Source organism: Protaetiibacter sp. SSC-01 (assembly GCF_014483895.1).
Taxonomy (GTDB): Bacteria; Actinomycetota; Actinomycetes; order Actinomycetales; family Microbacteriaceae; genus Homoserinibacter.
The window spans coordinates 1,948,327-1,973,349 of sequence record NZ_CP059987.1; the positions used below are offsets into that span (position 1 = coordinate 1,948,327).

Annotated in this window: 21 protein-coding genes; 6 read left to right on the plus strand and 15 right to left on the minus strand. The window is 68.6% G+C overall.

Going from position 1 to position 25,023, the window contains the following annotated elements; genetic code table 11:
- Position 1: 1 nt before the first annotated feature.
- The 10 genes from H4J02_RS09260 to H4J02_RS09305 form a co-directional block, all read right to left on the minus strand.
- A complete protein-coding gene (locus H4J02_RS09260; RefSeq protein WP_187676520.1) occupies positions 2 to 1,663 on the minus strand; it encodes an alpha-amylase family glycosyl hydrolase in 1,662 nt (553 codons plus the stop codon).
- A gap of 507 nt (positions 1,664 to 2,170) precedes the next feature.
- The gene (locus H4J02_RS09265; protein ID WP_187674319.1) at positions 2,171 to 3,172 is read right to left on the minus strand and encodes a LacI family DNA-binding transcriptional regulator; all 1,002 of its coding nucleotides are present in this window, start codon (positions 3,170 to 3,172) and stop codon (positions 2,171 to 2,173) included.
- A 165-nt stretch (positions 3,173 to 3,337) separates the two neighbouring features.
- Positions 3,338 to 4,759 carry an MFS transporter gene (locus H4J02_RS09270; RefSeq protein WP_187674320.1) on the minus strand — a complete coding sequence of 474 codons (1,422 nt, stop codon included), beginning with the start codon at positions 4,757 to 4,759 and terminating at the stop codon, positions 3,338 to 3,340.
- Positions 4,756 to 5,457: a triacylglycerol lipase gene (locus tag H4J02_RS09275; RefSeq protein ID WP_187674321.1), complete on the minus strand. Its 702-nt coding sequence runs from the start codon at positions 5,455 to 5,457 to the stop codon at positions 4,756 to 4,758. The genes H4J02_RS09270 and H4J02_RS09275 overlap by 4 nt, the downstream gene beginning before the upstream one ends.
- A 443-nt stretch (positions 5,458 to 5,900) precedes the next feature.
- Complete coding sequence (locus H4J02_RS09280) at positions 5,901 to 6,680, minus strand: alpha/beta fold hydrolase (protein WP_187674322.1); 780 nt, start codon at positions 6,678 to 6,680, stop codon at positions 5,901 to 5,903.
- Positions 6,681 to 6,690: 10 nt separating this feature from the next.
- A complete protein-coding gene (locus H4J02_RS09285; RefSeq protein ID WP_187674323.1) occupies positions 6,691 to 7,725 on the minus strand; it encodes an LLM class flavin-dependent oxidoreductase in 1,035 nt (344 codons plus the stop codon).
- A gap of 41 nt (positions 7,726 to 7,766) precedes the next feature.
- Complete coding sequence (locus H4J02_RS09290) at positions 7,767 to 8,108, minus strand: GAF domain-containing protein (RefSeq protein WP_262406273.1); 342 nt, start codon at positions 8,106 to 8,108, stop codon at positions 7,767 to 7,769.
- A complete protein-coding gene (locus tag H4J02_RS09295) occupies positions 8,021 to 9,157 on the minus strand; it encodes a serine/threonine-protein kinase (RefSeq protein ID WP_187674324.1) in 1,137 nt (378 codons plus the stop codon). The genes H4J02_RS09290 and H4J02_RS09295 overlap by 88 nt, the downstream gene beginning before the upstream one ends.
- A gap of 177 nt (positions 9,158 to 9,334) precedes the next feature.
- On the minus strand, positions 9,335 to 10,375 hold the full coding sequence (locus H4J02_RS09300; protein WP_187674325.1) for a nitronate monooxygenase family protein: 1,041 nt from the start codon (positions 10,373 to 10,375) through the stop codon (positions 9,335 to 9,337).
- Complete coding sequence (locus H4J02_RS09305; RefSeq protein WP_187676612.1) at positions 10,372 to 10,527, minus strand: hypothetical protein; 156 nt, start codon at positions 10,525 to 10,527, stop codon at positions 10,372 to 10,374. The genes H4J02_RS09300 and H4J02_RS09305 overlap by 4 nt, the downstream gene beginning before the upstream one ends.
- A 299-nt stretch (positions 10,528 to 10,826) precedes the next feature.
- Here H4J02_RS09305 and H4J02_RS09310 point away from each other — a divergent pair, with 299 nt between their 5' ends.
- The 5 genes from H4J02_RS09310 (at position 10,827) to H4J02_RS09330 (ending at position 16,653) form a co-directional block, all read left to right on the plus strand.
- Entirely contained in the window at positions 10,827 to 12,104 is a 1,278-nt protein-coding gene (locus H4J02_RS09310; protein WP_187674326.1) for an ABC transporter substrate-binding protein, read from the plus strand.
- A gap of 167 nt (positions 12,105 to 12,271) precedes the next feature.
- Entirely contained in the window at positions 12,272 to 13,231 is a 960-nt protein-coding gene (locus H4J02_RS09315) for a carbohydrate ABC transporter permease (protein WP_187674327.1), read from the plus strand.
- Positions 13,231 to 14,142 carry a carbohydrate ABC transporter permease gene (locus H4J02_RS09320; protein WP_187674328.1) on the plus strand — a complete coding sequence of 304 codons (912 nt, stop codon included), beginning with the start codon at positions 13,231 to 13,233 and terminating at the stop codon, positions 14,140 to 14,142. Before H4J02_RS09315 ends, H4J02_RS09320 begins: the two co-directional genes overlap by 1 nt.
- On the plus strand, positions 14,139 to 15,605 hold the full coding sequence (locus H4J02_RS09325; protein ID WP_187674329.1) for a GH1 family beta-glucosidase: 1,467 nt from the start codon (positions 14,139 to 14,141) through the stop codon (positions 15,603 to 15,605). Before H4J02_RS09320 ends, H4J02_RS09325 begins: the two co-directional genes overlap by 4 nt.
- Before the next feature lie 4 nt (positions 15,606 to 15,609).
- Positions 15,610 to 16,653, plus strand: a complete 1,044-nt coding sequence (locus H4J02_RS09330; protein ID WP_222942167.1) for a LacI family DNA-binding transcriptional regulator — start codon at positions 15,610 to 15,612, stop codon at positions 16,651 to 16,653.
- Between the two features lie 12 nt (positions 16,654 to 16,665).
- On the opposite strand, the gene H4J02_RS09335 is transcribed toward H4J02_RS09330, so the two are convergent.
- Positions 16,666 to 17,241, minus strand: a complete 576-nt coding sequence (locus H4J02_RS09335) for a hypothetical protein (RefSeq protein ID WP_187674330.1) — start codon at positions 17,239 to 17,241, stop codon at positions 16,666 to 16,668.
- 208 nt (positions 17,242 to 17,449) lie between these two features.
- Between H4J02_RS09335 and H4J02_RS09340 the strand changes: the two genes are divergently transcribed.
- Complete coding sequence (locus H4J02_RS09340; protein ID WP_187674331.1) at positions 17,450 to 18,544, plus strand: hypothetical protein; 1,095 nt, start codon at positions 17,450 to 17,452, stop codon at positions 18,542 to 18,544.
- On the opposite strand, the gene H4J02_RS09345 is transcribed toward H4J02_RS09340, so the two are convergent.
- The 4 genes from H4J02_RS09345 to H4J02_RS09360 all read right to left on the minus strand — a co-directional run bounded on the left by H4J02_RS09345 (position 18,531) and on the right by H4J02_RS09360 (position 24,973).
- A complete protein-coding gene (locus H4J02_RS09345; RefSeq protein ID WP_187674332.1) occupies positions 18,531 to 18,923 on the minus strand; it encodes a (deoxy)nucleoside triphosphate pyrophosphohydrolase in 393 nt (130 codons plus the stop codon). The genes H4J02_RS09340 and H4J02_RS09345 overlap by 14 nt on opposite strands.
- 47 nt (positions 18,924 to 18,970) lie before the next feature.
- Entirely contained in the window at positions 18,971 to 19,891 is a 921-nt protein-coding gene (locus H4J02_RS09350) for a TspO/MBR family protein (RefSeq protein ID WP_316250694.1), read from the minus strand.
- A 151-nt stretch (positions 19,892 to 20,042) separates the two neighbouring features.
- Positions 20,043 to 23,024, minus strand: a complete 2,982-nt coding sequence (locus H4J02_RS09355; RefSeq protein ID WP_187676523.1) for a DEAD/DEAH box helicase family protein — start codon at positions 23,022 to 23,024, stop codon at positions 20,043 to 20,045.
- A complete protein-coding gene (locus tag H4J02_RS09360) occupies positions 23,024 to 24,973 on the minus strand; it encodes a site-specific DNA-methyltransferase (RefSeq protein ID WP_187674333.1) in 1,950 nt (649 codons plus the stop codon). The genes H4J02_RS09355 and H4J02_RS09360 overlap by 1 nt, the downstream gene beginning before the upstream one ends.
- Between the last annotated feature and the right edge of the window lie 50 nt (positions 24,974 to 25,023).

Sequence of the window (25,023 nt, forward strand, 5' to 3'; positions counted from 1 at the left end):
TTCATCGTTGGGTGGTGGGGTGTGTTTCTCCGGGCTCGTGCTGTGGTCGTAGCCATGCCGTGGAGTTCGGGGGGAGGACGCCGTCGGCGACCTCCGAGCTCGCGAGGAGCACCTCGCGGTGGGGCGGGAGCTCGACGGGCTCGTCGAAGCTCGTGACGCTCACGAAATCGTCGCCGCGGCGGAACGCGAGCGCGGCGGGGCCGAGCTCGAGCCACGAGAAGGCGGCGTCGTGCAGGGCGTGCTCCGCCTTCCGGATGCGGAGGGCCGCCCGGTAGAGGCTCAGCATCGAGTCGGGGTCCGACTCCTGCGCCTCGACCGTGTAGAGCGCCCACTGCCGCGGCTGGGGCAGCCACGGTGTGCCGGGCGCGTGCGGGGTGCTGAAGCCGAACGGCGCCCGCGTGCCCGACCAGGGAAGCGGCACACGGCATCCGTCCCGCCCGGGGTCGACGCCGCCCGAGCGGTAGTGCATCGGGTCCTGGATGAGCTCGCGCGGGATGTCGGCCTCGGGCAGGCCGAGCTCGTCGCCCTGGTAGATGTACAGCGAGCCGGGCAGGGCTGCCGTGAGCAGGGCGGCCGCACGGGCGCGCCGCGTGCCGAGCGCGAGATCCGTGGGCACGCCGAAGCGCTTCGCGAGGAACGCGAACGAGCTGTCCTCGCGGCCGTAGCGGGTGACGGGGCGCGTCACGTCGTGGTTCGACAGCACCCACGTGCTCGGGGCGCCGACGGGCGCGTGGGCGCCGAGGGTGAGCTCGATCGAGGCGCGCAGCTCGGCGGCATCCCACGGGCGTGCGAGGAAGTCGAAGTTGAACGCGGTGTGCATCTCGTCGGGCCGCAGGTACTTCACGAAGCGGTCGAGCTCGGGCAGCCAGATCTCGCCGACGAGCACGCGCGTGCCCGGGTACGAGTCGGCGATCGCGCGCCATCCGCGGTACACGTCGTGCAGCTCGTCGCGGTCCTGCGTGGGGTGCTCGCCGGGGCCCGGGTTCTCGGGCACCTCGCCGAGCTCGGGGTCCTTGATGAGCAGGGCGGCGGAGTCGATGCGCACGCCCGCGACGCCGCGGTCGAACCAGAACCGCAGGATGTCCTCGTGCTCGCGGCGCACATCCGGGTGGTTCCAGTTGAGGTCGGGCTGCTCGGGCGTGAACAGGTGCAGGTACCACTGGCCGGGCGTGCCGTCGGGGTTCGTGGTGCGGGTCCACGTGTCGCCCGCGAAGGGCGACACCCAGTGGGTGGGGAGCTCGTCGGAGTCGACGAACCAGAACCGCTCGCGCTCGGGGCTGCCGGGGCCGGCGGCGAGGGCCGCCTGGAACCACGGGTGCTCGGCCGACACGTGGTTCGGCACGACGTCGATGATGGTGCGGATGCCGAGGGCGAGCGCCTCGCGGATGAGCAGCTCCGCCTCGGCGAGGGTGCCGAAGTCGGGGTGGATGGCGCGGTAGTCGCTCACGTCGTAGCCGCCGTCGGCGAGGGGGCTCGCGTACCAGGGCGTGAACCAGATGGCGTCGACGCCGAGATCCCTCAGGTAGCCGAGCCGGCTGCGCACGCCCGCGAGGTCGCCCGTGCCGTCTCCGTTCCCGTCCGCGAAGCTGCGCGGGTAGATCTGGTAGATGACGGCCGAGCGCCACCAGTCCGGGTCGTCGGTGCTCGGCGCGGGGGCGTGCACGGATGCGGCCTGCTCCGTGCGCTGGTCCGGTGCCGTGGTCGACAGGACGTCTGCGTCCAACGCGGTGTTCCTTCGGGCTCTCGCGACGCCCGGGTCGGCGCCGACAGCCCGAATGTAGGGAACGCGACAAGATGACGCAAGAACTAAACAATCTGCAAGAAACTTGCGAACTCTTGCGCGCTACCGCGGCCTCCTCGCGGGGGTTTCACTGCGGGCGCCGCGGTTCACCGCGGGTTGAGTGCGGCGCGCCGCGCGAACGCGCGACGCACCGCGTATCGAAACCCGCGCACCGCGCTCAACCCAGGGCCGGGTGACCTCGGTCTCAACCGCAGCAGGTCATCAGTCGGTCGGGTTTCGATACGCCCGCTTCGCGGGCTACTCAACCAGCGGTGGGGCGCCCGCTTCGCGGGCTACTCAACCAGCGGTGGGGCGCCCGCTTCGCGGGCTACTCAACCAGCGGTAGGGCGCCCGCTCCGCGGGCTACTCGACCAGCGGTACAGCGCCCTCTCAACCGGCGGCGACCCGCCCCGTCGACCCCCGCACGACGAGCTCCGGCTCGAACAGGTACTCCTCCGTCGACGCCTTGCCGCCCTGCAGCTGCGCCACGAGCAGCTCGATCGCGAGGCGCCCCATCGGCTCGATGGGCTGACGCACGGTCGTGAGCGCGGGATCCGTGGCGTTCATGAGGGCCGAGTCGTCGTAGCCGACGATCGACACGTCATCCGGCACCTGCTTGCCCGCCCGGCGCACCGCCCGAACGGCCCCGAGGGCGAGCGGGTCTGACGCGCACAGGATGCCCGTGACACCCGCCCCGAGCAGCCGGCTCGCTGCCGCCTGCCCCGCCTCGAGCGTGTAGTGCGAGTGGGCGACCTCGATGGGGAGGCCGGCCGCATCCGCGAGACGCTGAGCGGACGCGAGCTTGCGCTGCGACGGCACGTGGTCCTCCGGCCCGAGCACGAGGCCGATGCGCTCGTGGCCGAGCTGGCGCAGGTGGCTCCAGCCGAGCTCGATCGCGACGGCGTCGTCGGTCGACACGGTCGGGAACTCGAGGGCGTCGACGCGCGCGTTGACGAGCACCGTGGGGATGCCGAGCTCGGCGAGCCGATGGTAGTGGTCGTGCGGGGAGTCGCCCTGCGAGTACTGGCCGCCGACGAAGACGACGCCCGAGACGCGCTGTTGCAGGAGCAGCTCGATGTAGTCGGCCTCGCTGATACCGCCGGCGGTCTGGGTGCAGAGCACGGGCGTGTAGCCCTGCTGCACGAGCCCGCCGCCCACGAGTTCGCCGAACGCGGGGAAGATCGGGTTGGTGAGCTCGGGCAGGAACAACCCCACGAGCCGCGCCCGTTCGCCCCGCAGCTTGCTGGGGCGTTCGTAGCCGAGCACGTCGAGCGCCGCGAGCACGGCCTCCCGCGTGGTCTCGCTCACCCCCGGCTTCCCGTTGAGCACGCGGCTCACGGTGGCCTCGCTGACCCCGACCTTCTTGGCGACCTCGGCAAGACGACTCGTCATGTCGGGAACTCTACGCAATCGGCGCAATTTCTTGCAGCATGCGCGTTTCCGGCGCGTCTGCAGCCCCGCATCCGCTCCCCGCCGTGACCATTTCGTTACCGACGGCGCCGCCAAGAACCCCCGCCCACCTCAGAACAGCAGGAGACGTGCGCGCGGATGCGGCGCTCAGCTCGCCGATCCGGGAGCGGACGGCGAATCGTCCTGCATCTCTGCGGTTGTGGCGGAATCGGCAGCGGCGGCCGGCGCCGCGGGCAGCCGACGGATGCCGACGAGCGACACGACGCCGCCGATCGCCATGAGCGCCGCGATGACCCACAGCGATCGGTGCAGTCCGTCGAGGTCGAGCACGCCGCCCGTGATGAGGCCGAGCATCGCGACGGCGAGCAGACCCGCGATGCGCGCGACCGCGTTGTTGACGGCGGATGCGATGCCCGAGCGGGCGGGCTCGATGGCCCCGAGGATCGCGGCCGTGAGCGGCGAGACCGTGACGGTGAGGCCGACGCCGAAGAGCACGATGCCGGGCAGCAGCTGCGTCCAGTACTCGAACGGCTCCCCCACCGCGAGCATCATGACCGAGGCGACGCCCATGATGATCGGGCCGACCGTCATGGGGATGCGAGGCCCGATGCGCCCCGCGAGCGCGCCCGCCCACGACGAGCCGATCGTCATGAGGATCGAGATCGGCAGGCTCGCGAGGCCCGCGAGCGTCGCGGAGAGGCCCGCGCCCTGCTGCAGGTACACGCCGATCACGAAGCCGTTGAGGCTCAGCGCCGCGTAGACGAAGAAGGTGGCGATGTTGCCCCACCCGAAGTTGCGCACGAGGAACAGGCTCAACGGCATCATCGGTCGCGCGGCGAGCCGCTGACGCACGATGAAGCCTGTGAACGCGACGGCTCCGCCGACGCCCGCCGCGATGACGGCCGCGTGCCAGCCGAGCCGCGGCTGCTCGATGAGGGCGAATACGATGCCGCCGAGCCCCACCGCGCACAGCACCGCGCCCAGCAGGTCGATCGACGCATCCGGTCGCCGCTCGTCGCGGTGCCCCAGCACGACGAGCAGCCACAGCACGACCGCGATCGGCACGACGTTGATCACGAACGCCCACCGCCACGACGCGAGGTCGACGAAGAGCCCGCCGACGAGGGGGCCCGCGAGCATCGTGGCGGAGGTCAGCGCCGTCCAGATGCCGATCGCCTTCGCCTGCAGCGCACCCGACATCGTCGAGGTGATGAGGGCGAGCGAGCTCGGCACGAGCAGTGCGCCGCCGACGCCCTGCACGCCGCGCGCGAGGATGAGCACGAGCGGGTCGGGCGCGAGGGCGATCGCGAGCGAGGCGACGCCGAACACGACGATGCCGACCCGCAGCATCCGGATGCGGCCGAAGACGTCGCTGAACGCGCCGGCCACGAGGATGAGCGAGCCGAGCGTCAGCAGGTAGGCGTCGACGATCCACTGCTGCGCCGCGAGCCCGCCGCCGAGCTCGCGCTCGATCGCGGGGAGGGCGACGTTGACGATCGTGGAGTCGAGGAACGCGACCGTCGACGCGAGCACGGCGATCGCGAGCACGAGCCGCTGATCGCGGTTCACGTGCCGAGCTCGCGTTCGACCTCCTCGACCACGACCTGGGGCAGGCGCGGGTCGAGCAGGATGCGGAAGTGACCGACGACGGGCAGTGTCACGTTGCGCCCGCCCACCACGGTCGACCCGTCGGGGATGTGGGGATCCCAGCGCGGGGCGATCGAGATGATGCGCGAGTTGACGTCTTCGACCGTGAGCAGGCGCGAGATGACGGGGTTGTCGGGGCGGAACTCGCGCACGGCCTTCGCGACGACGTAGTACGCCATCCGCGAGCCCGAGAACGGCGTCGCGATCGCGACGACGCGGTCGACGCGGCCCTCGACGTCGTCCTGCGCGAGCACGTGCTTGCCGATGAGGCCGCCCTTCGAGTGCGCGACGATCGCGACGTCGTGCAGGTCGAGCTCGCGGATGCGGCGCCACACGATGTCGGCCGACTCGGGGATGGGGCGGTGGTTGAACCCGAGGCCGGGCACGGTGAACACCGGATGCCCCGCCGCGTTGAGCGCATCGGCCACGAGCCGCAGGTAGTGCCACGTCTCGTACACGCCCGGCGCTACCACGACGGGGCGCTTGTCGCCCTCGGCGTAGTGCGGCGGCACGGGCCACGCGCGCGCCGCGCGGGCGCGGAATCGCATCGCGTTCGGGAAGTCGCCCGCGATCGCGAGGGCGTGCCGCCGGAACGACGGATGCGGGCGCTGCTCGCTCATGACACCTCCCCCTCGAGGCTACGCGCGCCCGGCGACACGGCGCTGGGGGCTTGCGCCCGCGCCGCCAACCGTCGCTCGAGTGCCGCGCGCCGCCCCGCGGGTCAACGCGCACCGCACCACCACCGTTGGTTGAGTGCAGCGCCCCGCCCCCGCCGGTCGACGCGCACCGCACCACCACCGTCGGTTGAGTGCAGCGCCCCGCCCCCGCCGGTCGACGCGCACCGCACCACCACCGTTGGTTGAGTGCGGCGCGCCGCGCCGGAGGCGCGACGCACCGCGTATCGAAACCCTCGCACCCCCTGGTGCGAGAAGCGGCAGGAGTCCTGCACCCCCACGTGATCAGGCCCGGGGGTTTCGATACGCCGCTGCGCGGCTACTCAACCAGCGGTGAAAGCGGGCCCCGCGGCTACTCAACCAGCGTGAGAGCGGTTCCCCGCGGCCGCTCAACCAGCGGGAGCGCCCCACACCGCCCGCGCCACCGCATCCGGGTTCGTGTACTGCACGACGTGCGGGCCGGGCACTTCGACGTACGGCGCCGCGGCGCGCGCCGCGAGCGTGCGCCCCCACTTCCCCGACACGATCGGGTCGCGGTCGCCACGCACGACGACGACGGGCATGCTGAGCCCGCCCACACGCTCCTCGAGCGCGTCGTCGAGCACGAGCGACAGCTGACGGATCGTGTACGCGGGACCCGCGCGGAACACGTAGTCGCTGAACACGATCCCGTTGACGGCGAGCGGCTCGCGCGTGCCGTCGAGCAGCAGCCGGCCGATCGCCTGCGCGGCGGTGCGACGCGACGGCTCCATCGTGGGCCCGACGAGCACGATGCGCGACACGAGCTCCGGATGCCGCTGCGCGAGCGACACGGCGACCTGCGCACCCATCGAGTGGCCCACGACGACCACCTCGGGGGCCGAGAGCGTGCGGATGAACGCGGCCACGGCATCCGCGTGGTCGGCGAGGCTCACATGCCGCTTCGGGTCGGGGGCCGCGCCGTAGCCCGGCAGGTCGACGAGGTGCACGGTGCCGTCGTCGATGAGCCGGGATGCGAGCGGCCGGAAGTAGCGCGACGAGACACCGATGCCGTGCACGAGCACGAACGCCGGGCCGTCGGGGATGCCGCGCTCGGGCAGGCGCGTGACGGCGACCCGGAGGCGCTCGTACTCCTCGTGCGTCGTGACGAAGAGCGTGCCGCGGAAGCGGCGGCGGCGCTCACGGGGCATGTGATCGATGCTATGTCGCCAGCAGCTCGCGCACGCGCGGCACCACGACGCCGCCGTAGAGCTCGATCGTGTGCATGAGGCGCTCGTGCGGCACCGTGCCGGATGCGTACTTGAAGTCGAAGCGCTGCACGCCGAGCGTGCGCACGGTCGCCGCGATCTTCTGCGCGACGGTCTCGGGGCTTCCGACGTACTGGGATCCGTGCTGCACCTCGAGCTCGAACGAGTCGCGCGTGATGGGTCCCCAGCCGCGCTCGCGCCCGATCCGCTCCGCCATCGTGCGGTAGTGCGGCCACGCGATCTCGATCGCCTCCTCGTCGGTGTCGGCGATGAAGCCGGGCGAGTGCACGCCCACGGGGAGGTCGTCGGCGCCGAGCTGCGCGAGGGCGCGGTGGTAGAGGTCGACGTAGGGCGCGAAGCGCGCCGGGTCGCCGCCGATGATGGCGAGCGCGAGCGGGAAGCCGTAGCGCGCCGCGCGCACGACCGACTCGGGGCTGCCGCCCACGCCGACCCACGTGCGGATGGGGCCGCCCTCGGTCTTGGGGAACACATCCGCGTCGACGAGCGGGGCGCGCGTCGTGCCCTGCCACGTGACCGGCTTCTCCTTGAGCAGCTCGGCGAGCAGGTCGATCTTCTCCTCGAAGAGCACCTCGTAGTCGTGCAGGTCGAAGCCGAACAGCGGGAACGACTCGGTGAACGAGCCGCGGCCGAGGGTGATCTCGGCGCGTCCGTTCGACACGGCGTGGAGCGTCGAGAAGCGCTCGAACACGCGGACGGGGTCGTCGGATGACAGCACGGTCACAGCCGTCGAGAGCTTGATGCGCTCGGTGCGGGCTGCGATCGCCGCGAGCAGGATCTCGGGCGAGCTGACGGCGAAGTCGTCGCGGTGGTGCTCGCCGATGCCGAACACGTCGACGCCGAGCTTGTCGGCGAGCACGCCCTGCTCGACCGTGTTGCGGATCACCTGGGCGTACGGGAGGCGGTTGCCGTCGGCGTCGACCGTCACGTCGCCGAAGGTGTCGAGGCCGAGTTCGAGCTGCTGCGTCATGGTCGATGCAACTGCATAGACCTCGCGCGCATTCCGCGTGACTATACGGCCTGCGGGTACCGCACCGCGGGGGTCGGCACGTCGCCCGTCGAGGTGAGCTCGCTGCGCAGCGCGTGGCTCGCCACCTTGAGCTCGAGCTCGTCGGTCAGGAGGGCCGCGAGGTCGATGAGCGACTGCAGCTGCCCGTCGCCGAGCGTGCGCGCCTTGAAGTCGACCACTGAGATGACGCCCACGTTGTAGCCCTGCGGCGACTTGATGGGCACGCCCGCGTAGAACCGCATCCCGAATTCGCCCGTCACGAGCTCGTGCTCCGACGAACGCGGGTCGAGCAGGCAGTTCTCGACGACCCACGGCTCGTCGTGCGCGACGACCGACGAGCACAGTCCGTCCTCGCGGGCGAGGCTCGAGAGCTCGGATGCGCGAGGAAGCGGATGTCGTCGTGCTCGATCATGCTGACGATCGCCACGGGCGTCTCGGCCACGCGACGCGCGAGGTTCGCGACGCGCTCGAACACCTCGTCGCCGGGCCGCGCGTACGGCTGGTAGCGGTGCACGGCGTTCATGCGCGCCGTCTCCTCGATCGGCACGGGCGCGGGGCGGTTGCGGTGGCGGCCCGCGTCGTCGACGATGATCTGCCGCAGCGCGAGCTGCACGTCCCGCATGGGCGGCCGCTGCGCGGGGTCGCGCTGCAGCATCGCCGTGAGGAGGCTGCGCCATGCGGTGCTCAGGTCGGCCGGCACGACGGGGTCGGTCTTGAGGCGGGATACGGCGGATGCCGACGGGTCGCCCGGGTACTCGATGTGCCGCGTGAAGCACTCGAGCAGCACGAGTCCGAGCGAGTACACGTCGGATGCGGGCCCCACGAGGTCGCGGAGCACCTGCTCGGGGCTCAGGTACGCGGCCGTGCCGGTCGTGTTGGTCTCCTCGGGGCCGAGCGCGGCGGCCGCGTCGAAGGCGATGCCGAAGTCGGTGAGGCGGGCGCGCGTGCGCACGTCACTCGTGCCGTAGTCGACGAGCATGACGTTGCTGGGCTTCAGGTCGCGGTGCACGACGCCCCGCGTGTGCACGTAGTCGAGGGCCTCGGCGAGGTCGTACCCGATCTCGGCGATAGCACGCGGCGCGAGCTCGCCCGTCTTGATCGCCTCCTCGAGGTCGGGCCCGTTGACGAGCTCCATGATGAGGAACGGATGCGGCTCCTCGGGGACGGAGTCGTCGATGCCCGCGTCGAGGAGCGTGACGATGCCGTGGTGGTTGAGCGAGGCGAGCATCCGCAACTCCGCCGTGAAGACGGGCGTCGCCTCGGTGCCGGCGGGGATCGCTGCGAAGAGCTTGAGCGCGACCTCGCGCCCGAGCTGCTCGTCGCGTGCCCGGTAGACCTTCGCCATGCCGCCGCGGCCGATGAGGTCGGCGGGCCGATACCGCCCTTTGAGCATTACGTCGGCATAGGAACCGTACGGACGATCCATATTCCCCACCCCCTTGTCCCCGATGGTACCGGCTGACCGGCCATTTTGAACTATGCCGTCTACCCCTTGACAGGCGACGACATGTGTTCGATGCGTTCGCATGAATATCACCGCGGTGAACGGCGGTTCACACGCGATGAGCGGTCAGAGACCGGCCGCGAGCTCGGCGTAGACGTCGGCGACCTCGGCGTGTCGCGCGAGCGGCGCGGCCTGCCCCGCCCAGAGCGAGAGGAGCTCTCCCTCGTCGCGCTTCGCGGCCTCCGCGCGGAAGGTGCCGGTCGCCCAGTTCTGCGCGGGGAACGGAGCAATCGCATCCGCGTGCTCGATCTCGCGCACGGCGCGGTTCGGGATGCCCCGGGCGAGCCGCCCGCTCATGGCGCGCGTGAGCACGGTGCCGTCATCAGTGGACGAGCGGATGGCGCGGCGGTGCGCCTCGGTGGCGGCCGACTGGCGCGTGGCGAGGAAGGCCGTGCCGACGAGCACGCCGTCGGCACCGAGGGCGCGAGCGGCGGCGACACCGCGGCGGTCGGCGATGCCGCCGGCCGCGATGACGGGCACGCTCACGGCGTCGACGACCTGCGGCACCAGGGCGAGCGTGCCGACGAGCGACTCATCCGCGCGCCGCAGGAACGAGACGCGATGCCCGCCGGCCTCGGCGCCGCTCGCGATGATCGCGTCGACGCCGCCGGTCTCGAGCGCGCGCGCCTCGGCGACGGTCGTCGCCGTGCCGATGACGCGGATGCCGCGGTCGTGCGCGGCCGCCACCACCTCCGGCGCGGGCACGCCGAAGACGACGCTCAGCACCGCCGGGCGAGCCTCGAGCACGGCGTCGAGCTGCTGCTCGGCGGGCGGGAGGAACGCGGCGGGCGGGTTCGGCGGCGTCATGCCGAGTTCGGCATAGAAGGGCGCGAGGGCCGCAGTGACGGCGCCCGCGTCGACCTCAGAGGGCGTCACCTCATCGCCCGTCGGCAGCCAGAGGTTGAGCCCGAAAGGCCGGTCGGTGACGGCCCGGAGCGCTGTCGCCGTCTCGCGGATGCGCTCGGCGGAATATCCGTAGAGCCCGTACTGCCCGAGCCCTCCGAGCTCGCTCACTGCGGCCGTGAGCTCGACGTTCGAAAGCCCCCCGAAGGCGCCGAGCAGGATCGGCTGCCGGATGCCGAGCAGCTCCTCGAGGCGGCCCGTCATCCGTCCGCCTCCGGCAGCTCGGCCCCGCACCGGGCGCACACGGACGCCGGCTCGCGCGACTCGTCGAGGGCGCCGCACTCGGGGCACACGCGCCCGAGCCAGCAGGCGGCGTCGCCCACGGGCTCCGGAAGGCGGATGAAGCCGTCGGTCACGCGTTCGACGCTACTCCCCCGCGTCCGGAGTGTTACGGGGGCGATGCCGACCTAGGTGGTCGAGGAGCGCCGCGAAGCGACGCCTCTCGAGACGACCCCGACGCAGAACCCCGCCCCGTCGGCCCCGCCCTGTCTCCCCCCGCCCTGGGGCCACCCCCGCGTATTGACACCGGGAGCGCTCCCGGGATAGCGTCTCGCACCAACCGGGAGCGCTCCCGGAAATGCCCGAAAACATCCGGACCCGAGCGCATACCGGCGGGCCCCCGCGCCTGAACCTTCACCGACACAAAGGAGTGACCATGAGGACGACCCTGCGCGCACGCACCGCGCTCGGCATCGCCACCATCTCGAGCGTCGCGCTCATCGCGAGCGGCTGCGCCTCGGACGGCGGCAGTGGCGGCGAGGGTGGTGACATCACCCTCACCATCGCCACGTTCAACGACTTCGGCTACACCGACGAGCTGCTCAAGGAGTACGAGGCCGCGAACCCCGGCATCAAGATCGTTCACAACCGCGCCGCCACCAGCAACGACGCGCGAGCGAACTTCTTCCAGAAGCTCGGCGCCGGCTCGGGCCTCGCCGACGTCGAGGCGATCGAGGTGGACTGGCTGCCCGAGATGATGCAGTACTCCGACAAGCTCTTCGACCTCACCGACGCATCCGTCGAGGGCCGCTGGCTCGACTGGAAGACCGCGGCGGCGACGGATGCCGACGGTCGCCTCGTCGGCTACGGCACCGACATCGGCCCCGAGGCGATCTGCTACCGCGCCGACCTGTTCGCAGAGGCCGGCCTCCCGACCGACCGCACCGAGGTCGCCGCCCTGCTCGAGGGCGACTGGGACCGCTACTTCGAGGTCGGCCAGCAGTACGTCGACAAGACCGGCAAGGCCTGGTTCGACTCGGCCGGCGCCACCTACCAGGGCATGAGCAACCAGTTCACCAACTTCTACGAGGAGAACGACGGCACGGTCATCGCCACCGAGAACCCCGACGTCGAGGAGACGTTCCGCGCGGTGCTCGAGGCCTCGGCCGACCTGTCGGCGAAGCTCGGCCAGTGGTCGGACGACTGGTTCGGCGCCCTCTCGACCGGCGAGTACGCCACGATGCTCTGCCCCGGCTGGATGCTCGGCGTCATCTCGGGCAACGCGGCCGACACGACCGGCTGGGACATCGCCGACGTCTTCCCCGGCGGCGGTGGCAACTGGGGCGGCTCGTACCTGACCGTTCCCGCGCAGGGCAAGAACACCGAGGAGGCGAAGAAGTTCGCCGCCTGGCTGACCGCGCCCGAGCAGCAGATCAAGGCGTTCACGAACGCCGGCACCTTCCCGAGCCAGGTCGCCGCCTACGACGACGCCGCGCTCACCGGGTCGATCAACGAGTACTTCAACAGCGCGCCCGTGGGCGAGATCCTCGCCAACCGCGCGAGCGCCGTGAACCCCGAGCCCCCCTTCAAGGGCCCGAAGTACTTCCAGATCAACGACGCCGCACAGCAGGCGCTCACCCGCGTGGAAGAGGGTCAGCAGACCATCGACCAGTCCTGGGAGCAGTTCGTCAGCGAGGTCGAAGCCCTCGGCTGAGGCCGCTGAGCTGAGCTGACACTGAGCTGAGCTAACACTGAGCTGAGCTGACACCCCTGCGGGGGCGGGCACATGGATGGGATGCCCGCCCCCGCACCACACCACCCGACCCTGCACCCGCATCCGCACCCGCACGCGGGCGGGCACCCACGCACCGAGGACTCTCCATGACCACGCACACCGCCGCACCGCCGCGGCGCCCGCGCGGCGGCTCACCGCTCACGGGCCGGCAGCGCTTCGCCAACTTCAGCTACAAGGCGACGCCCTACGTCTACATCTCGCCGTTCTTCATCCTGTTCGCGATCGTCGGCCTGTTCCCGCTGCTCTACACGGCCTACGTGTCGCTGCACCAGTGGAGCCTCATCGGGGGCGACGGCGGCTGGATCGCCTTCGACAACTACGCGGCGGTCCTCGGCGACAAGAAATTCTGGATCGCGCTCCGCAACTCGGTGAGCATCTTCCTGCTCTCCTCGGTGCCGCAGATCATTTTCGCGCTGCTCATCGCATCCGCTCTCGACACCAACCTCCGCGGCAAGACCTTCTGGCGGATGGGCGTGCTGCTTCCCTACGTCGTCGCACCCGTCGCGGTGGCCCTCATCTTCGGGCAGCTGTTCGCCGACCAGTTCGGTGCGATCAACAACCTGCTCGGCACGTTCGGCATCCCGCCCGTGCGCTGGCACGTCGACCCGCTCGCGAGCCACGTGGCGATCGCGACGATGGTGAACTTCCGCTGGACCGGCTACAACTCGCTCGTGCTGCTCGCCGCGATGCAGGCGATCCCGCGCGACTACTACGAGGCGGCCGTCATCGACGGCGCGGGGCGCATCCGGCAGTTCCTGTCGGTGACGATCCCCGGCATCCGCCCCACCCTCATCTTCGTCATCATCACCTCGACGATCGGCGGCCTGCAGATCTTCGACGAGCCGCGCCTTTACGACCAGTTCGGCCAGGGCGGCTCCGACTCGCAGTGGCTGACGCTCACCCTCTACCTCTACAACCTCGGCTGGGACCGCTTCGACTTCGGCAAGGCCTCGGCGGTCGCGTGGCTGCTGTTCCTCGTGATCGCGATCTTCGGCCTCGTGAACCTGCTGCTCTCGCGCCGCATCTCGACGGAAGGAACCCGCTGATGTCCGCCGGACCCGCACCCGCGCCCGTGCTCTCCCCCGCGCAGCTCGCGCGCAACCGCCGTCGACGGATGCGTCGGCTCACGGTCGCGCAGCGCAAGCCCGGCATCCTGGGCTACGCCTTCCTCGGGGCGGTGCTGCTCATCAGCATCCTGCCGCTGTACTGGTCGTTCCTCGTCGCGTCGGGCGACTCGACGTCGGCGCGCGACCCGAACCTCTCGTGGTTCCCGGGGGCGCACTTCATCGAGAACGCGTACGCCGCGATCACGAACCCGGCCGTCAACTTCTGGAAGGCGCTCGGCAACTCGCTCTTCGTCTCGGTGACGGTGTCGGCCTCCGTCGTGTTCTTCTCGACGCTCGCCGGCTACGCCTTCGCGAAGCTCAAGTTCAAGGGCCGCGGGCCGCTGCTCGTGTTCATCGTCGCGACGATGGCGGTGCCGACGCAGCTCGGCGTCGTGCCGCTCTACCTGCTCATGGCCCAGTTCGGCTGGATCGACAGCATGCAGGCGATCATCGTGCCGGCGCTCGTGAACGCGTTCGGGGTGTTCTGGATGACGCAATACATCTCGCAGGCGATCCCCGACGAGATCATCGAGGCGGCCCGTGTCGACGGTGCGAGCGCGTTCCGCTCGTTCTGGTCGATCGCCCTGCCGATCGCGCGGCCCGCCGCGACGATGCTCGCCCTCTTCACCTTCGTGGCGACGTGGACGAACTTCTTCTGGCCGTTCATCGTGCTCACGCCGCAGAACCCGACGCTGCCGGTGGCGCTCTCGCTGCTGCAGGCGAACTACTTCGTCGACTACTCGGTCGTGCTCGCGGGCACGCTCGTGGCGACCGTGCCGCTGCTCGTGCTCTTCGTGGTGGCCGGCAAGCAGCTCGTGACGGGCATCATGCAGGGGGCGGTGAAGGCGTGAGCTCGCTCTCCTCTCCCGCTCTGTCCTCCCTTCCTCGCGACTTCGTGTTCGGGGCCGCCACCGCCGCCTTCCAGATCGAGGGCGCCGCGTGGACGGATGGCCGCCGCGACTCGATCTGGGACGCCTTCTGCCGCGTGCCCGGCGCCGTGATCAACGGCGACGACGGGTCGGTCGCGTGCGACCACTACCACCGCTACCCGGAGGACGTCGCGCTCATGAAGCAGCTCGGGCTCGACGCCTACCGCTTCTCGATCTCGTGGGCGCGCGTGGTGCCGGATGACGTGGCAGTGAACTCCGCGGGGCTCGCGTTCTACGACCGGCTGGTCGACTCGCTGCTCGAGGCCGGCATCCGTCCGTGGCCCACGCTCTACCACTGGGACCTGCCGCAGGCGCGGGAGGAGCTCGGCGGCTGGCCGGCGCGCGACACGGCGGAGCGGTTCGTCGAGTACGCGCTCGCCGTGCACGGTGCGCTCGGCGACCGGCTCGACACCTGGACGACTTTCAACGAGCCCTGGTGCTCGTCGTTCCTCTCCTACACGGCGGGGGCGCACGCGCCCGGGCGCCGATCGAAGGAGGACGGCGTGGCCGCGGGGCATCACCTGCTCCTCGCGCACGGCCTGGCCGCGCGCGAGTTGAAGGCCGCGGGGGCTGCACAGGTGGGCATCACGCTCAACCTCGCGCCTGTGCGCCCCCTGCGCGCCGACGACCCGGGCGACCTCGACGCCGTGCGCCGCATCGACGGGCAGTTCAACCGCTTCTTCCTCGACCCGCTGTTCCGGGGTGAGTACGCACAGGACCTGCGGGAGGATCTCGCGGGCCTCGGTCTCGAGAACGTCGTGCACAGCGGCGACCTCGACGTCATCCGCGACTCGGCCGACTTCCTGGGCGTGAACTACTACCACGGTGAGACGGTGTCGGTGCTGCCGCCTGTGCAGGAGCAGAGGCAGGAGGCGCCGACCGAGCGCGAGACCGGCTCGCCGTTCCCCGCCGACGAGGGAATCCACTGGCATCCGACGGGCACCGCGGTGACGTCGATGGGCTGGGAGATCGAGCCCGACGGCCTCGTCGAGCTGCTCGAGCGTGTGCAGCGCGACTACACGGGCCCCGCCGGCATCCCCGTGTTCGTGACCGAGAACGGGGCCGCGTTCGACGACGAGGTCGCCGCCGACGGCTCGGTGCCGGATGCCGACCGCGTCGGCTTCCTGCGCGGCCACCTCGAGGCGGTCGCGGAGGCGCGCTCGCGCGGTGTCGACGTGCGCGGCTACTTCTACTGGTCGCTGCTCGACAACTTCGAGTGGGCGTGGGGGTACGAGAAGCGGTTCGGGCTCGTGCGGGTCGACTACGGCACGCAGCAGCGCACGCTCAAGCACTCGGCGCTCGCCTACCGCGAGCTCATCGCGGGCGCGCGTGCCGCATCCGCGGGGGCGTCGGGCCCGTCTGCTTCGGGCGCGTCGGTACGCTGATCCGGTGGCCAAGCCGACGACAGCCTCGCGTCGCCCCACCCTCGAGATGGTGGCCGCCGAGGCGGGGGTGACCCGTTCGACGGTGTCGCGTGCCCTCAACGGCGAGCCGGATGTGTCTGCCGCCACGATCGAGCACGTGCGGCAGGTGGCGGCGCGCATGGGCTACGTGCCGAACCGCGCGGCGAAGTCGCTCGCCTCGGCGCGGTCGATGGCGATCGCGCTCGTGATCCCGGAGCCCGGGCAGCTCGCGCTCGCCGACCCGCACCTCATCTCGATCATGGCGGGGGTGTCGCGGCGCATCGAGCAGTCGGACTACCTGCTCAACCTCATGGTGTCGGGCGGCACGGGCTCGGCGGGTGCGGATGCCGCGCTCGGCTCGAAGCTGCAACGCTACCTCTCGAGCGGCGTGGTCGACGGCGTGCTCATCGCGTCGCAGCACACGCGCGACGAGTGGCTGCTGCACCTGCACGACACCCTGCCGGTCGTCTTCGGCGGTCGCCCCTCGGCCCAGACCGACCCCCCGAACTACTTCATCGACGTCGACAACCGCGGCGCCGCCGCCGCGGCCGTGCAGCACCTCGTGTCGCTCGGCCGCCGTCGCATCGCGACGATCACGGGTCCCGCCGACATGTCGGCCGCATCCGACCGCCTCGAGGGGTGGCGGGACGCGTTGGGCTCGGCAGGGTTGCCCGCCGACCTGGAGATCCCGGGCGACTTCACCGCCGCATCCGGAACCGGGGGCGTTTCTCGGTTGCTTTCGTCTGCGCCGGACGTGGACGCGATCTTCGCCGCGAACGACGTGATGGGCGCGGCCGCGGTCGCCGCGCTGCTGGATGCGGGCCGCCGCGTGCCCGAGGACGTGGCCGTAGTCGGTTTCGACGACTCCTCCGCGGCGCTCACCGCGCGTGTGCCCCTCACGACCGTGAACCAGCCGTCGGAGCGCATGGGCGAGCTCATGGCCGACACCCTCCTCCGCATCCTCGCGGGTGAGAATGTGCCGGTGTCGACGGTGGTGGAGTCGCGCCTGGTGCGGCGGGCGTCGGCGTAGTCACGGCCACCATTAGGAGCTGGCCTGCGAATACCCGGGCGTTCTCATCACCTTCGCGGCACCCGCGTTCCGTCGGCGCCGACGCTCAATTGCTGCCTTGACCGGGCGCGACACCCGGTAGAGGCTCCAGCGCGCTCGGTGCCGGCCAACCTTTCGGTACACGCGCGACCAGTACCAGCGTTCGGCTCCAGCCTTGATTGGCCATAGGACCGCGGGGGCGACGAAGCCCGCTAGCACGAGCCACAAGGCCGGATCCTCCCATGCGCTGCCGACGTCCGGGTGCCCAAGCCTGTAGCTGATCCCAGCTAGTGCACCGGCTGTTGAAGTGACCACGAGGAGCAGAGCCGACATGCGGTAGACCCACTGGCGCGATATCAGCAGCCACACAACCACGCCGATCGCACCTACTGCCAGCCAGAGGATGGCCTCGGGACTTTCAAGCCAACGCTGTGTCTGCCGAAGCAGCTCGATGCCCTGGACGTCGGCGGGAATGAGTGCGATGAGCGGTTCTCCGAATATTCGCATGAACACGCTCGTGGCGAGCGCCGACAGGATCGACACAAACACCACGCCGATGGCCCTAGACATAGCTCATTATGAGAAGAGACCTCCGACATCCGCTGCTGGCGCGCCGCCGCGCGACCGCCGTCTCGGAGACCCCAATCCCGATACACCTGCGGGCCTACTGCTGTTTGACTGCGCAGCGTTCAGCAGCGCGTGTCGAGATCTGATCCAGGTGTAGCTGCCACCACAAAGCGGGGATTCGCCGCCAGGCTCCCGTCGCTAGCGTCAGGCCATGGCAGACCTCACCCCTGCGCAACTCGCCCTCGAACTGGGCGTCACCGCTAAGCGCGTCCGCACGATCCTCCGCGCTCGCTACGGCACACTGCCATCGCACGAGACCCGCTGGCAGCTCACCGACGAGCAGGCCGCGCACGTCCGCGCTGAGCTGGCAGGCAAGGCTAACGACTCAGACGCATGGCCCTTGGAACCCGGAGACGTCGTACTCCGCCGCGAGCTTCACGAGCGCTTCGGCGGCTCACGCCAGAACGGGATCGTCACGCTGCCGGGCCAGGACGACATCCTGATCTTCTCCGGCTCGGGCGGGTCAAGCCACGGCTACGCGGTTCACGAGGGATACCGCGAGGACGGTTCCTTCGGCTACACCGGCGAGGGCCAGGTCGGCGACCAGGAGTTCCTGCGTGGCAACAAGGCGATCCGCGACTCCGCCGCCAACGGCAAGCGGCTTCAGCTCTTCACGGTCGAGGGAACGCGAGCCCAGTACGTCGGCGAGTTCACCACGGGCGAGCCCACCTACCGCGTCGAGACCATTCCGGATCGCAACGGCAGCCCGCGGAAAGGCATCATCTTCAACCTCGTTCCCGTGAGCGCTGACATGTCGCTCCTGGGCGAGCCCGAGGGGCCGCTGCTCAACGGTGCCGAGGTGCTGTCGTGGATGCCGCCGGACGCCTCCGACATCGTCATCGCGCAGACCGAAGAGGCGCCGCCAGGCGAACGCGTGGTGTCGCGCATCGAGATGCAACTGCAGGCGGACTTCGGCGAGTGGTCGCGCGAACGGAACGATCCGCCGTCGCGACTTCTCCTGCGATCCGACGGCGCCACCATCGAACCCGATCTCTACCTCGCAGGGTCTGGCTTCATCGTCGAGGCGAAGAAGTCGATCAGCCGCAATCTCGTACGGACGGCGATCGGGCAGGTCCTGGACTACACGCATGTTGCCGAGCGACACGGAACGGCCGCACGGCCAATGGTGTTGCTCCCCGGCCGCCCCGCCCCCGACCTGATGACCCTCATGTCGAAGCTCGGCATCACGGTCGCGTTCCGCGGTGACGGTGACTTCGAGGTAGTGGAGCCCGCTAGCGCTGACTAAGCAGCCGGACAAACGGCACGTCGGGCTCCGCCCACTCGACACTCTCAAGGTCAGCGGGGTCGAGCCACTGGAGTTGATCGTGGTCGGTGCTGTGGGTGGGTAGTTCGGCCTGCGCGGTGGCGCGGTAGCAAGTCAGCCGGATGATTCGTTCACCAACGATCGTGTCGTGCGTGCCGAGCGAGGTCCCGACTCGGATGCGGGCGCCGAGCTCCTCAAGAATCTCGCGCTCAAGGGCCGCCGCCGGCTGCTCGCCCGGCTCGACCTTGCCACCCGGGAATTCCCACGCCCCGCCCGCGGCAATATCCGAGCGGCGCCTGCACGCAAGCACACGGCCGTCCTCGAGGGTCAACACCGCGGCGACGACCTCGAGAACCTTCACGCGGTTCAGTATGTCGGGGCGGGAGCCGCGCCGCGCCTCCGAGCCCGCTACGACGTGGGCGCGCGGCCGCGAGCGAAGCGAACGATGATCGCCGACAGCAGCACAACCACCGCGATCACGATCGCCGTGATCCCGATACCGGTGCTCTCCGGCTCCCCTGCCAGTCGCCCGACGGCCAGCCAGCTCAGCCCCCACGTGAGCGCAAGCGCCGGCGCGACCCGCCCGCGGCTGAACGACGCGATTGCCACCCCGATCAGCCCGACGACGACGAGCACCACGATGCCGACCGGAGTGGCGGCGTCGCCCCACGCATCCGGTGCGATGTCCGTCAGGAACGCCGTTGTATTCGCGACAGTCGCGAGCGTCACCCAGCCGAGGTGCAGCCCGTTGGCGCCATCGATGAGGAGCGAGTCGAGCACTCCCCCGCCGGCCTCGCGGGTGCCCACCGCGATCCGGAAGATGATGCAGAGCACGACCAGCAGGGCGACGATGCCGATCACGGTGAGCAGCAACGTCGTGAACTGCGCGAACACGAGCCACAGCCCGTTGAGCACCATGCTGAGCGCGATCCACCACCCGAGCGCGCGCTGCCGTTCGCTGGCGCGCTGGCCCGGCAGCGCCTGCCGCACCGTGTAGGCGAGCAGTCCGACGTAGATGACGCTCCAGATCGAGAACGCCTGCTGCGCCGGCGCGAGGAAGCTGTACTCGGCGCTCAGCTTGCCGTCTTGCAGGTCTTCTACGGGCGTGCCCCCGAAGATACCTGTGCCGACGAGCGCGGCGATGATCATGAACGCGGCCGCTGAGATGACCGCGACCTGGCGGGCGATGTCGGACGGGCGGGATGTTCGCTCGATCATGGTTCGACGGTATGGGGCACGATCGGATGCGTCAGGGGCCTTGACACGAATCGGACCAAGGTGGCCGGCGTCCACCCCGTGGGAGACAACCGGGTAGGTGCGCCGCAGCACACACGCATAGTTGGCACAACCGAACTCGCAGCCCGCCGATGGCTACCGGTCGAGTCCATCGTCGAAGCGGCCTCTGCGGCGTCTTCGCCACGGTACGAAGAGCGAGCAGACCTCGGTCGCGGACTCGTCTGACCAGAGCGGGCAGAAGAGGTCAGAGCTTCCACGCTCCCGGAACCGCACGCGCGTAGTCGCCGACGCCGATCGCCTCGAAATGTCGCTTCGCGGCCTTGATCTTGGCCAGCTCGGTCGGCCGAAGTTTCGAGTCGTCGAGCGTGCTCTTCGTTTCGCGGATCATGTAGATCCGGTCCTCGCCGTCCTCCTGCTTGATGATCGCCCAGTCGGGGTTGTAGGGGCCGACCGGGGTGTCGATCTTGAACTTCGCGGGCAGCTTCATGAACAACTTGATGTCCTCGCGGGAGTCGAGTAGCTCTGCGAACTTACGCTCCACGTCCGAGTCGAAGACGACGTAGTCAAAGTCGGTCTTCTGGGTGTGCTGCACCTTGTACATCTGGTCGAGGAAGCGCTCCTTTTCCTCCTCACCGTCCCGCTGCAGCTCACGTAGCTCGTAGACCGAGCCCGCGATCCGCTCGTACTGGATGCCGTCGACCACGATCTTCGCCAGCTCACTTTGGAGGGCGCGCTTGGCCATCGAGATGAAGTCGTTGGGGTTGCCAATGAACTCACCCAGTCGCTCGCTGCCGATCAGGATGTCGACGATGGTCTTGCGGGTGAGGGAGGTAGTCTCCTGCAACTCGGTAACGATGTCGGGCAGGTCATAACTGCCCTTGAGATCGGCTGAGCGGGTGCTGAGTTCCTCGCCCTTCGCCCCGCCGCGAAGCACCTTTACTCCGGCGCGGGTGACCTGGATGCGCAGCGGGTCGATCTCGGGCGCTTCACGGATCGCCCGGATGGCGTTCTCAATCAATTGCTCGCGCTCGACCCTGACGCGGTAGGTGGTTCTCTGACTGATGGTCTCCCAAAATTCCTCGAACCCCGGGGTGGAGTAGAGCCGCTTATTGAGCACGCGCGCTTGACGCTTGCCAACCGGCTTGACGTACTTGCCGATGTTCGCGCGCTCGACCAGCTCGATGATCATCGCCTCAGCCCAGGCGAAGTCGACAGGCAGGTCGAGCGTGAAGCCGAGCTGGCTCGGCTGGAACTTCGAGGTGACGACACCGTCCTCGTCGATGAAGCCATGGCCTTTGAGGTGCTCCCATACGAGGAGGGAGCGCTGATAGCCGAACAGGTGGTCGGTGATCGCACCGTTCGTGTCCTGCAGCGGAATCTTCGAGAACTCGGCCTTGCGCACCCGGCCGATCTCAACCCCGGCGTCCTTGTACTCGCGCTGGAGTGCATCCGCGAACTTCGTGTAGGACTCGTTCGCCACGACCGTCAGAGTCGCGACGCCACGGTCAGCGACACGGGTGTACCCGTCGTGGGTCTTGGCGACAGGCAGACGAAGGCCACGGCCGAGGGTCTGACGACGCTCAACCTCTTTGCCCATTTCGCGCAGGGTGCAGATCTGGAATACGTTCGGGTTGTCCCACCCCTCACGCAGGGCAGAGTGACTGAAGATGAATCGCACGGGCTCGTTCTCATCAAGCAGTCGAGCCTTGTCCCGCATGATCAGCTCATAGGCGTCGTCATCGGCCTTGGTCGTGCCGGACGAATCCTGGAAGGTCGTCGTCTTGCCGCGCTTGATCTGGGAAAAGTACGCGCGGCGAAGCTCACTCGGCGCCTGCGGCAGCAGCTCCTGGTAACGCGAAGACCTCGCGCGCTCCTCGGCGAAGACCTCGTCGAACCACTGCACGAATTCGCCATTCGCGTCATCGTTGTTCCTGCCGACGCCCAGGTAACCGGCGACCTTATCAACGAAGAAGAGGCTGAGCACCTTGATACCCTTGGCGCGCAGCATCGACTCCTTGCGCAGGTGCTCGCGGACGGTCTCGCGGATCATCTCCTTGTAGATCGCACCGGCGGAGGCACCAATACTCTCGCCCTCATAGAGGAAGCCGTGCGAGGTGAGGTCGACGTAGGCGGGCTCGATGCTCATCTCGTTGATGCGCCAGCCCCCGTAGATCGGGTTGTTCGTCAAGCGCACATCCGACAGTTCCTGGTGTTGCTTCACGCTCACGACCCGGCGCTCGAGCGAGCCGTCGACCTTGCGGCACGAAAGCTCCAGGCGGGCCGACCACGACGGCTCGCGCCGCACCTCAACCAGCTTGATATACGGTGTCGCGTCCGCGCCCTCCTGGGCCACCTCGGCCACAACGATCTGCTTCACCAACCCGAGGTCGTGGGCATCCACCGGGTCAAGCCGGAAGACGACGTTGCGTTGCTTCTTGTGGGTCGCGCTGTAGCGCAAAGTAAAGACCGGATCGAGTTCGCCCACCGCCGACTGCGAGAGCTGCGACTCCATGTTCTGCGGCTCATCCATGATCACGACCGGATGGGTCGCCTTCAGGTAGTCGATCGGCCGCAGCCCGTTCAGCTTGTCGCGCGTCTGATGGATAATGCGGGTGTTCTTGTCACCGCGGATCGAGTCGATCGTCATGATCAGCACCTGCACGTTTGTGGATGTCGCGAACGACTGCACCTCCTCGGCGCTCTTGCCGCTGTAGATCGAGGCATCAAAGGTGACGCCCCGCGGCTTGTAGAGCTTCTCGAAGTGCTCGCGCATGAGCCGGATGCTCGTGCTGACGCCCTCACGAATCGCCACGCTCGGCACAAGGATCACGAACTTCGTGAAGTTGTAACGTACGGCCAGCTCGAAGATCGTGCGGAGGTAGACATACGTCTTGCCCGTGCCGGTCTCCATCTCGATATCGAAGTCAAGCGCGTCGCCCGAAAGCGACGGCGCGACCTCGAGGCCATTTCGATCCTGCACACGCTGCAGGTTCGCGAGGATCAGGTCGCGATCGAGCACCAGGCTGTTGCCGACTGCACCTACCTCCTGCGTGAGGTCGATATCGAGGGGCGCCTGATCCGAGTCGGGCAACACTGCCGTACCACGCAGGGTCGTGACCAGATTCTCCGCATCCTTCGGTTGCCCGTCGAACAGGTCAACCACGGACGCGATCGCATCCAGCTGGTACGGCTGACTGGCGTCGAACTGAAACCCTGATCCGCTCATCACGCCGTCCAGACCTCGATGCCTTTGCTCTTCGCGAGCTGGGACATGTTGGTCTTGAGTTCGTCGTCGCCCTGGAAAGCATCCTCGAGCACGATGATCCTCGTCGGCGCTTCATCAACGAGCGCTCGGAGCTGCTCAAGTGTCGGCTTGACGTGCTCGTTTAGGTATGCCAGCACTGCGACGTCACCGTCTCGGTCGCGCACAAGCCGGACTTCGAGTGCGCCGATCTCCGCAGACGAGACGGCCTCGGTCAGCGAGTAGCCCTGCTTGAGCAGGATCTCGGTGAGCAGCTCATCGGCAGTCGCATCGTCGGTTGCGCTATCGCGAAGGCTGAGGAGATGCTGCTGCAAAGCGTCTTCCTCGACCTCGCTAGACAACCGCCATTTCGCGAAGTTGGTGTCCGAGAGTTTGTAGGAGCGGAATCCAATGTCGAGCGGGGGACCTCCATCGACCTGAAGCTGGTTCTTTCGCGTGCCGGCGAGCGAATCGCCAGCCTTATCGATACGCCGACGCGCGAGATCTGCAATTGTGCCTCCGGTCCCGTCGCCCACGGGCTCTGGCAACTGGACCTGAATATGACGACGTCGACCCGAGTCCCTCAAGTTGGCTGACATCACAGCGTGCGCGGTCGTCGCCGACCCCGAGAAGAAGTCAAGAATCAACGCGTCTTCGTCGGGGCGCGTGAAGACAGCGACGAGATACTCGATCAGACCGAGGGGTTTCGGGTAGGAGAACGTCAACCCCCATGAGGCAAGAAGCGAGCTGTTCTGCTTGGTCGTCCCGAGATTCCGGAGGACAGACAGGACATGACCCTGATCTTCCGCGCGGCGCTTCATCATGTAGATCGCACCCGTATCCCTCAGCTCGAACCACGTCTCGCGGCCATCCGCGTCGTCGATGGGTGAGCATCCGTTGCGGATGAATAGATCAAGCAAGTTCCGAGAACTCCAACCGCTACGCACGCGTGCAGGAGTTACGACCTTCCCATTCTCGACGAGGATCTCGTCCAACACGTGCGGGTACGAGTCCTCCCTAATGCCAATCCGACCGGAGGTAAAATTCGCAGGGAAGCCCACGGGCAGCTCGACCTCAGAAGGCGGGTTCGCCGGACCATTCTTCGTGATCGAGTTCTCAATCAGTTCGCGGTACAGCTTGCTCTCTTCGCCGATGTTGGGGTCGATCACAGTCGGGCGCGCAAACTTCGATGTGTTCCGGGCGTAGGCGAGCACGTACTCGTGGACGCCCTTGATCTTGCTCTGCTGGTCGACGTTGCCGTCGTTGAGCCACACGAACTGAGCAATGAGGTTGTTCTCTCCAAACACCTCGTCACAGAGCCGACGCAGCTGCGCCTGTTCGACGTCATTGATCGAGATCAGAATCACGCCATCGTCCGTCAGCAAGTTGCGAGCAAGTTTGAGACGCGGGTACATCATGTTCAGCCAGGCCGAATGGTAGTGAGGATTATCCGAGGTATTCTTCGCGATGGTGCTCTTGGCGTTGCCGTCATCACCGATCAGCCCGGCGTACTCCAGGTAGGTCTGGAGCCCTTCGCGGTAATTATCCGGGTAGACGAAGTCCTTGCCGGTGTTGTACGGAGGGTCGATGTAGATCAGCTTGATCTTCGCGTGGTAGTGCTTCTGTAGGATCTTGAGCACTTCGAGATTGTCGCCCTCGATGAAGACGTTCTGCGTCGTGTCCCAGTCCTTCGAGTTTTCGAAGTCAGGACGCAGCGTCGCCGTGGTCGGCTCCTGTGCCGCGCGTAGCGCGCGCCTCTTGCCGGGCCAGAATAGTCCGAACCGCTCGCTGGTCTCGACTGCGTCACCGTCGAGCAGCTCCTTCAGCTTCTCGACGTCCACCTTGCCATCTGCGATGGCCTCGGGAATCAAGAAGGCAAGCTGCGCTGCCAACTCGGTCCGGAAGTGCGGGGTCGTCGCTGGTGTCTCGTGCACGTCTCAGAGTCTCCCACGCCGCGACGACGACACATGTGTCGCCGAGCGCT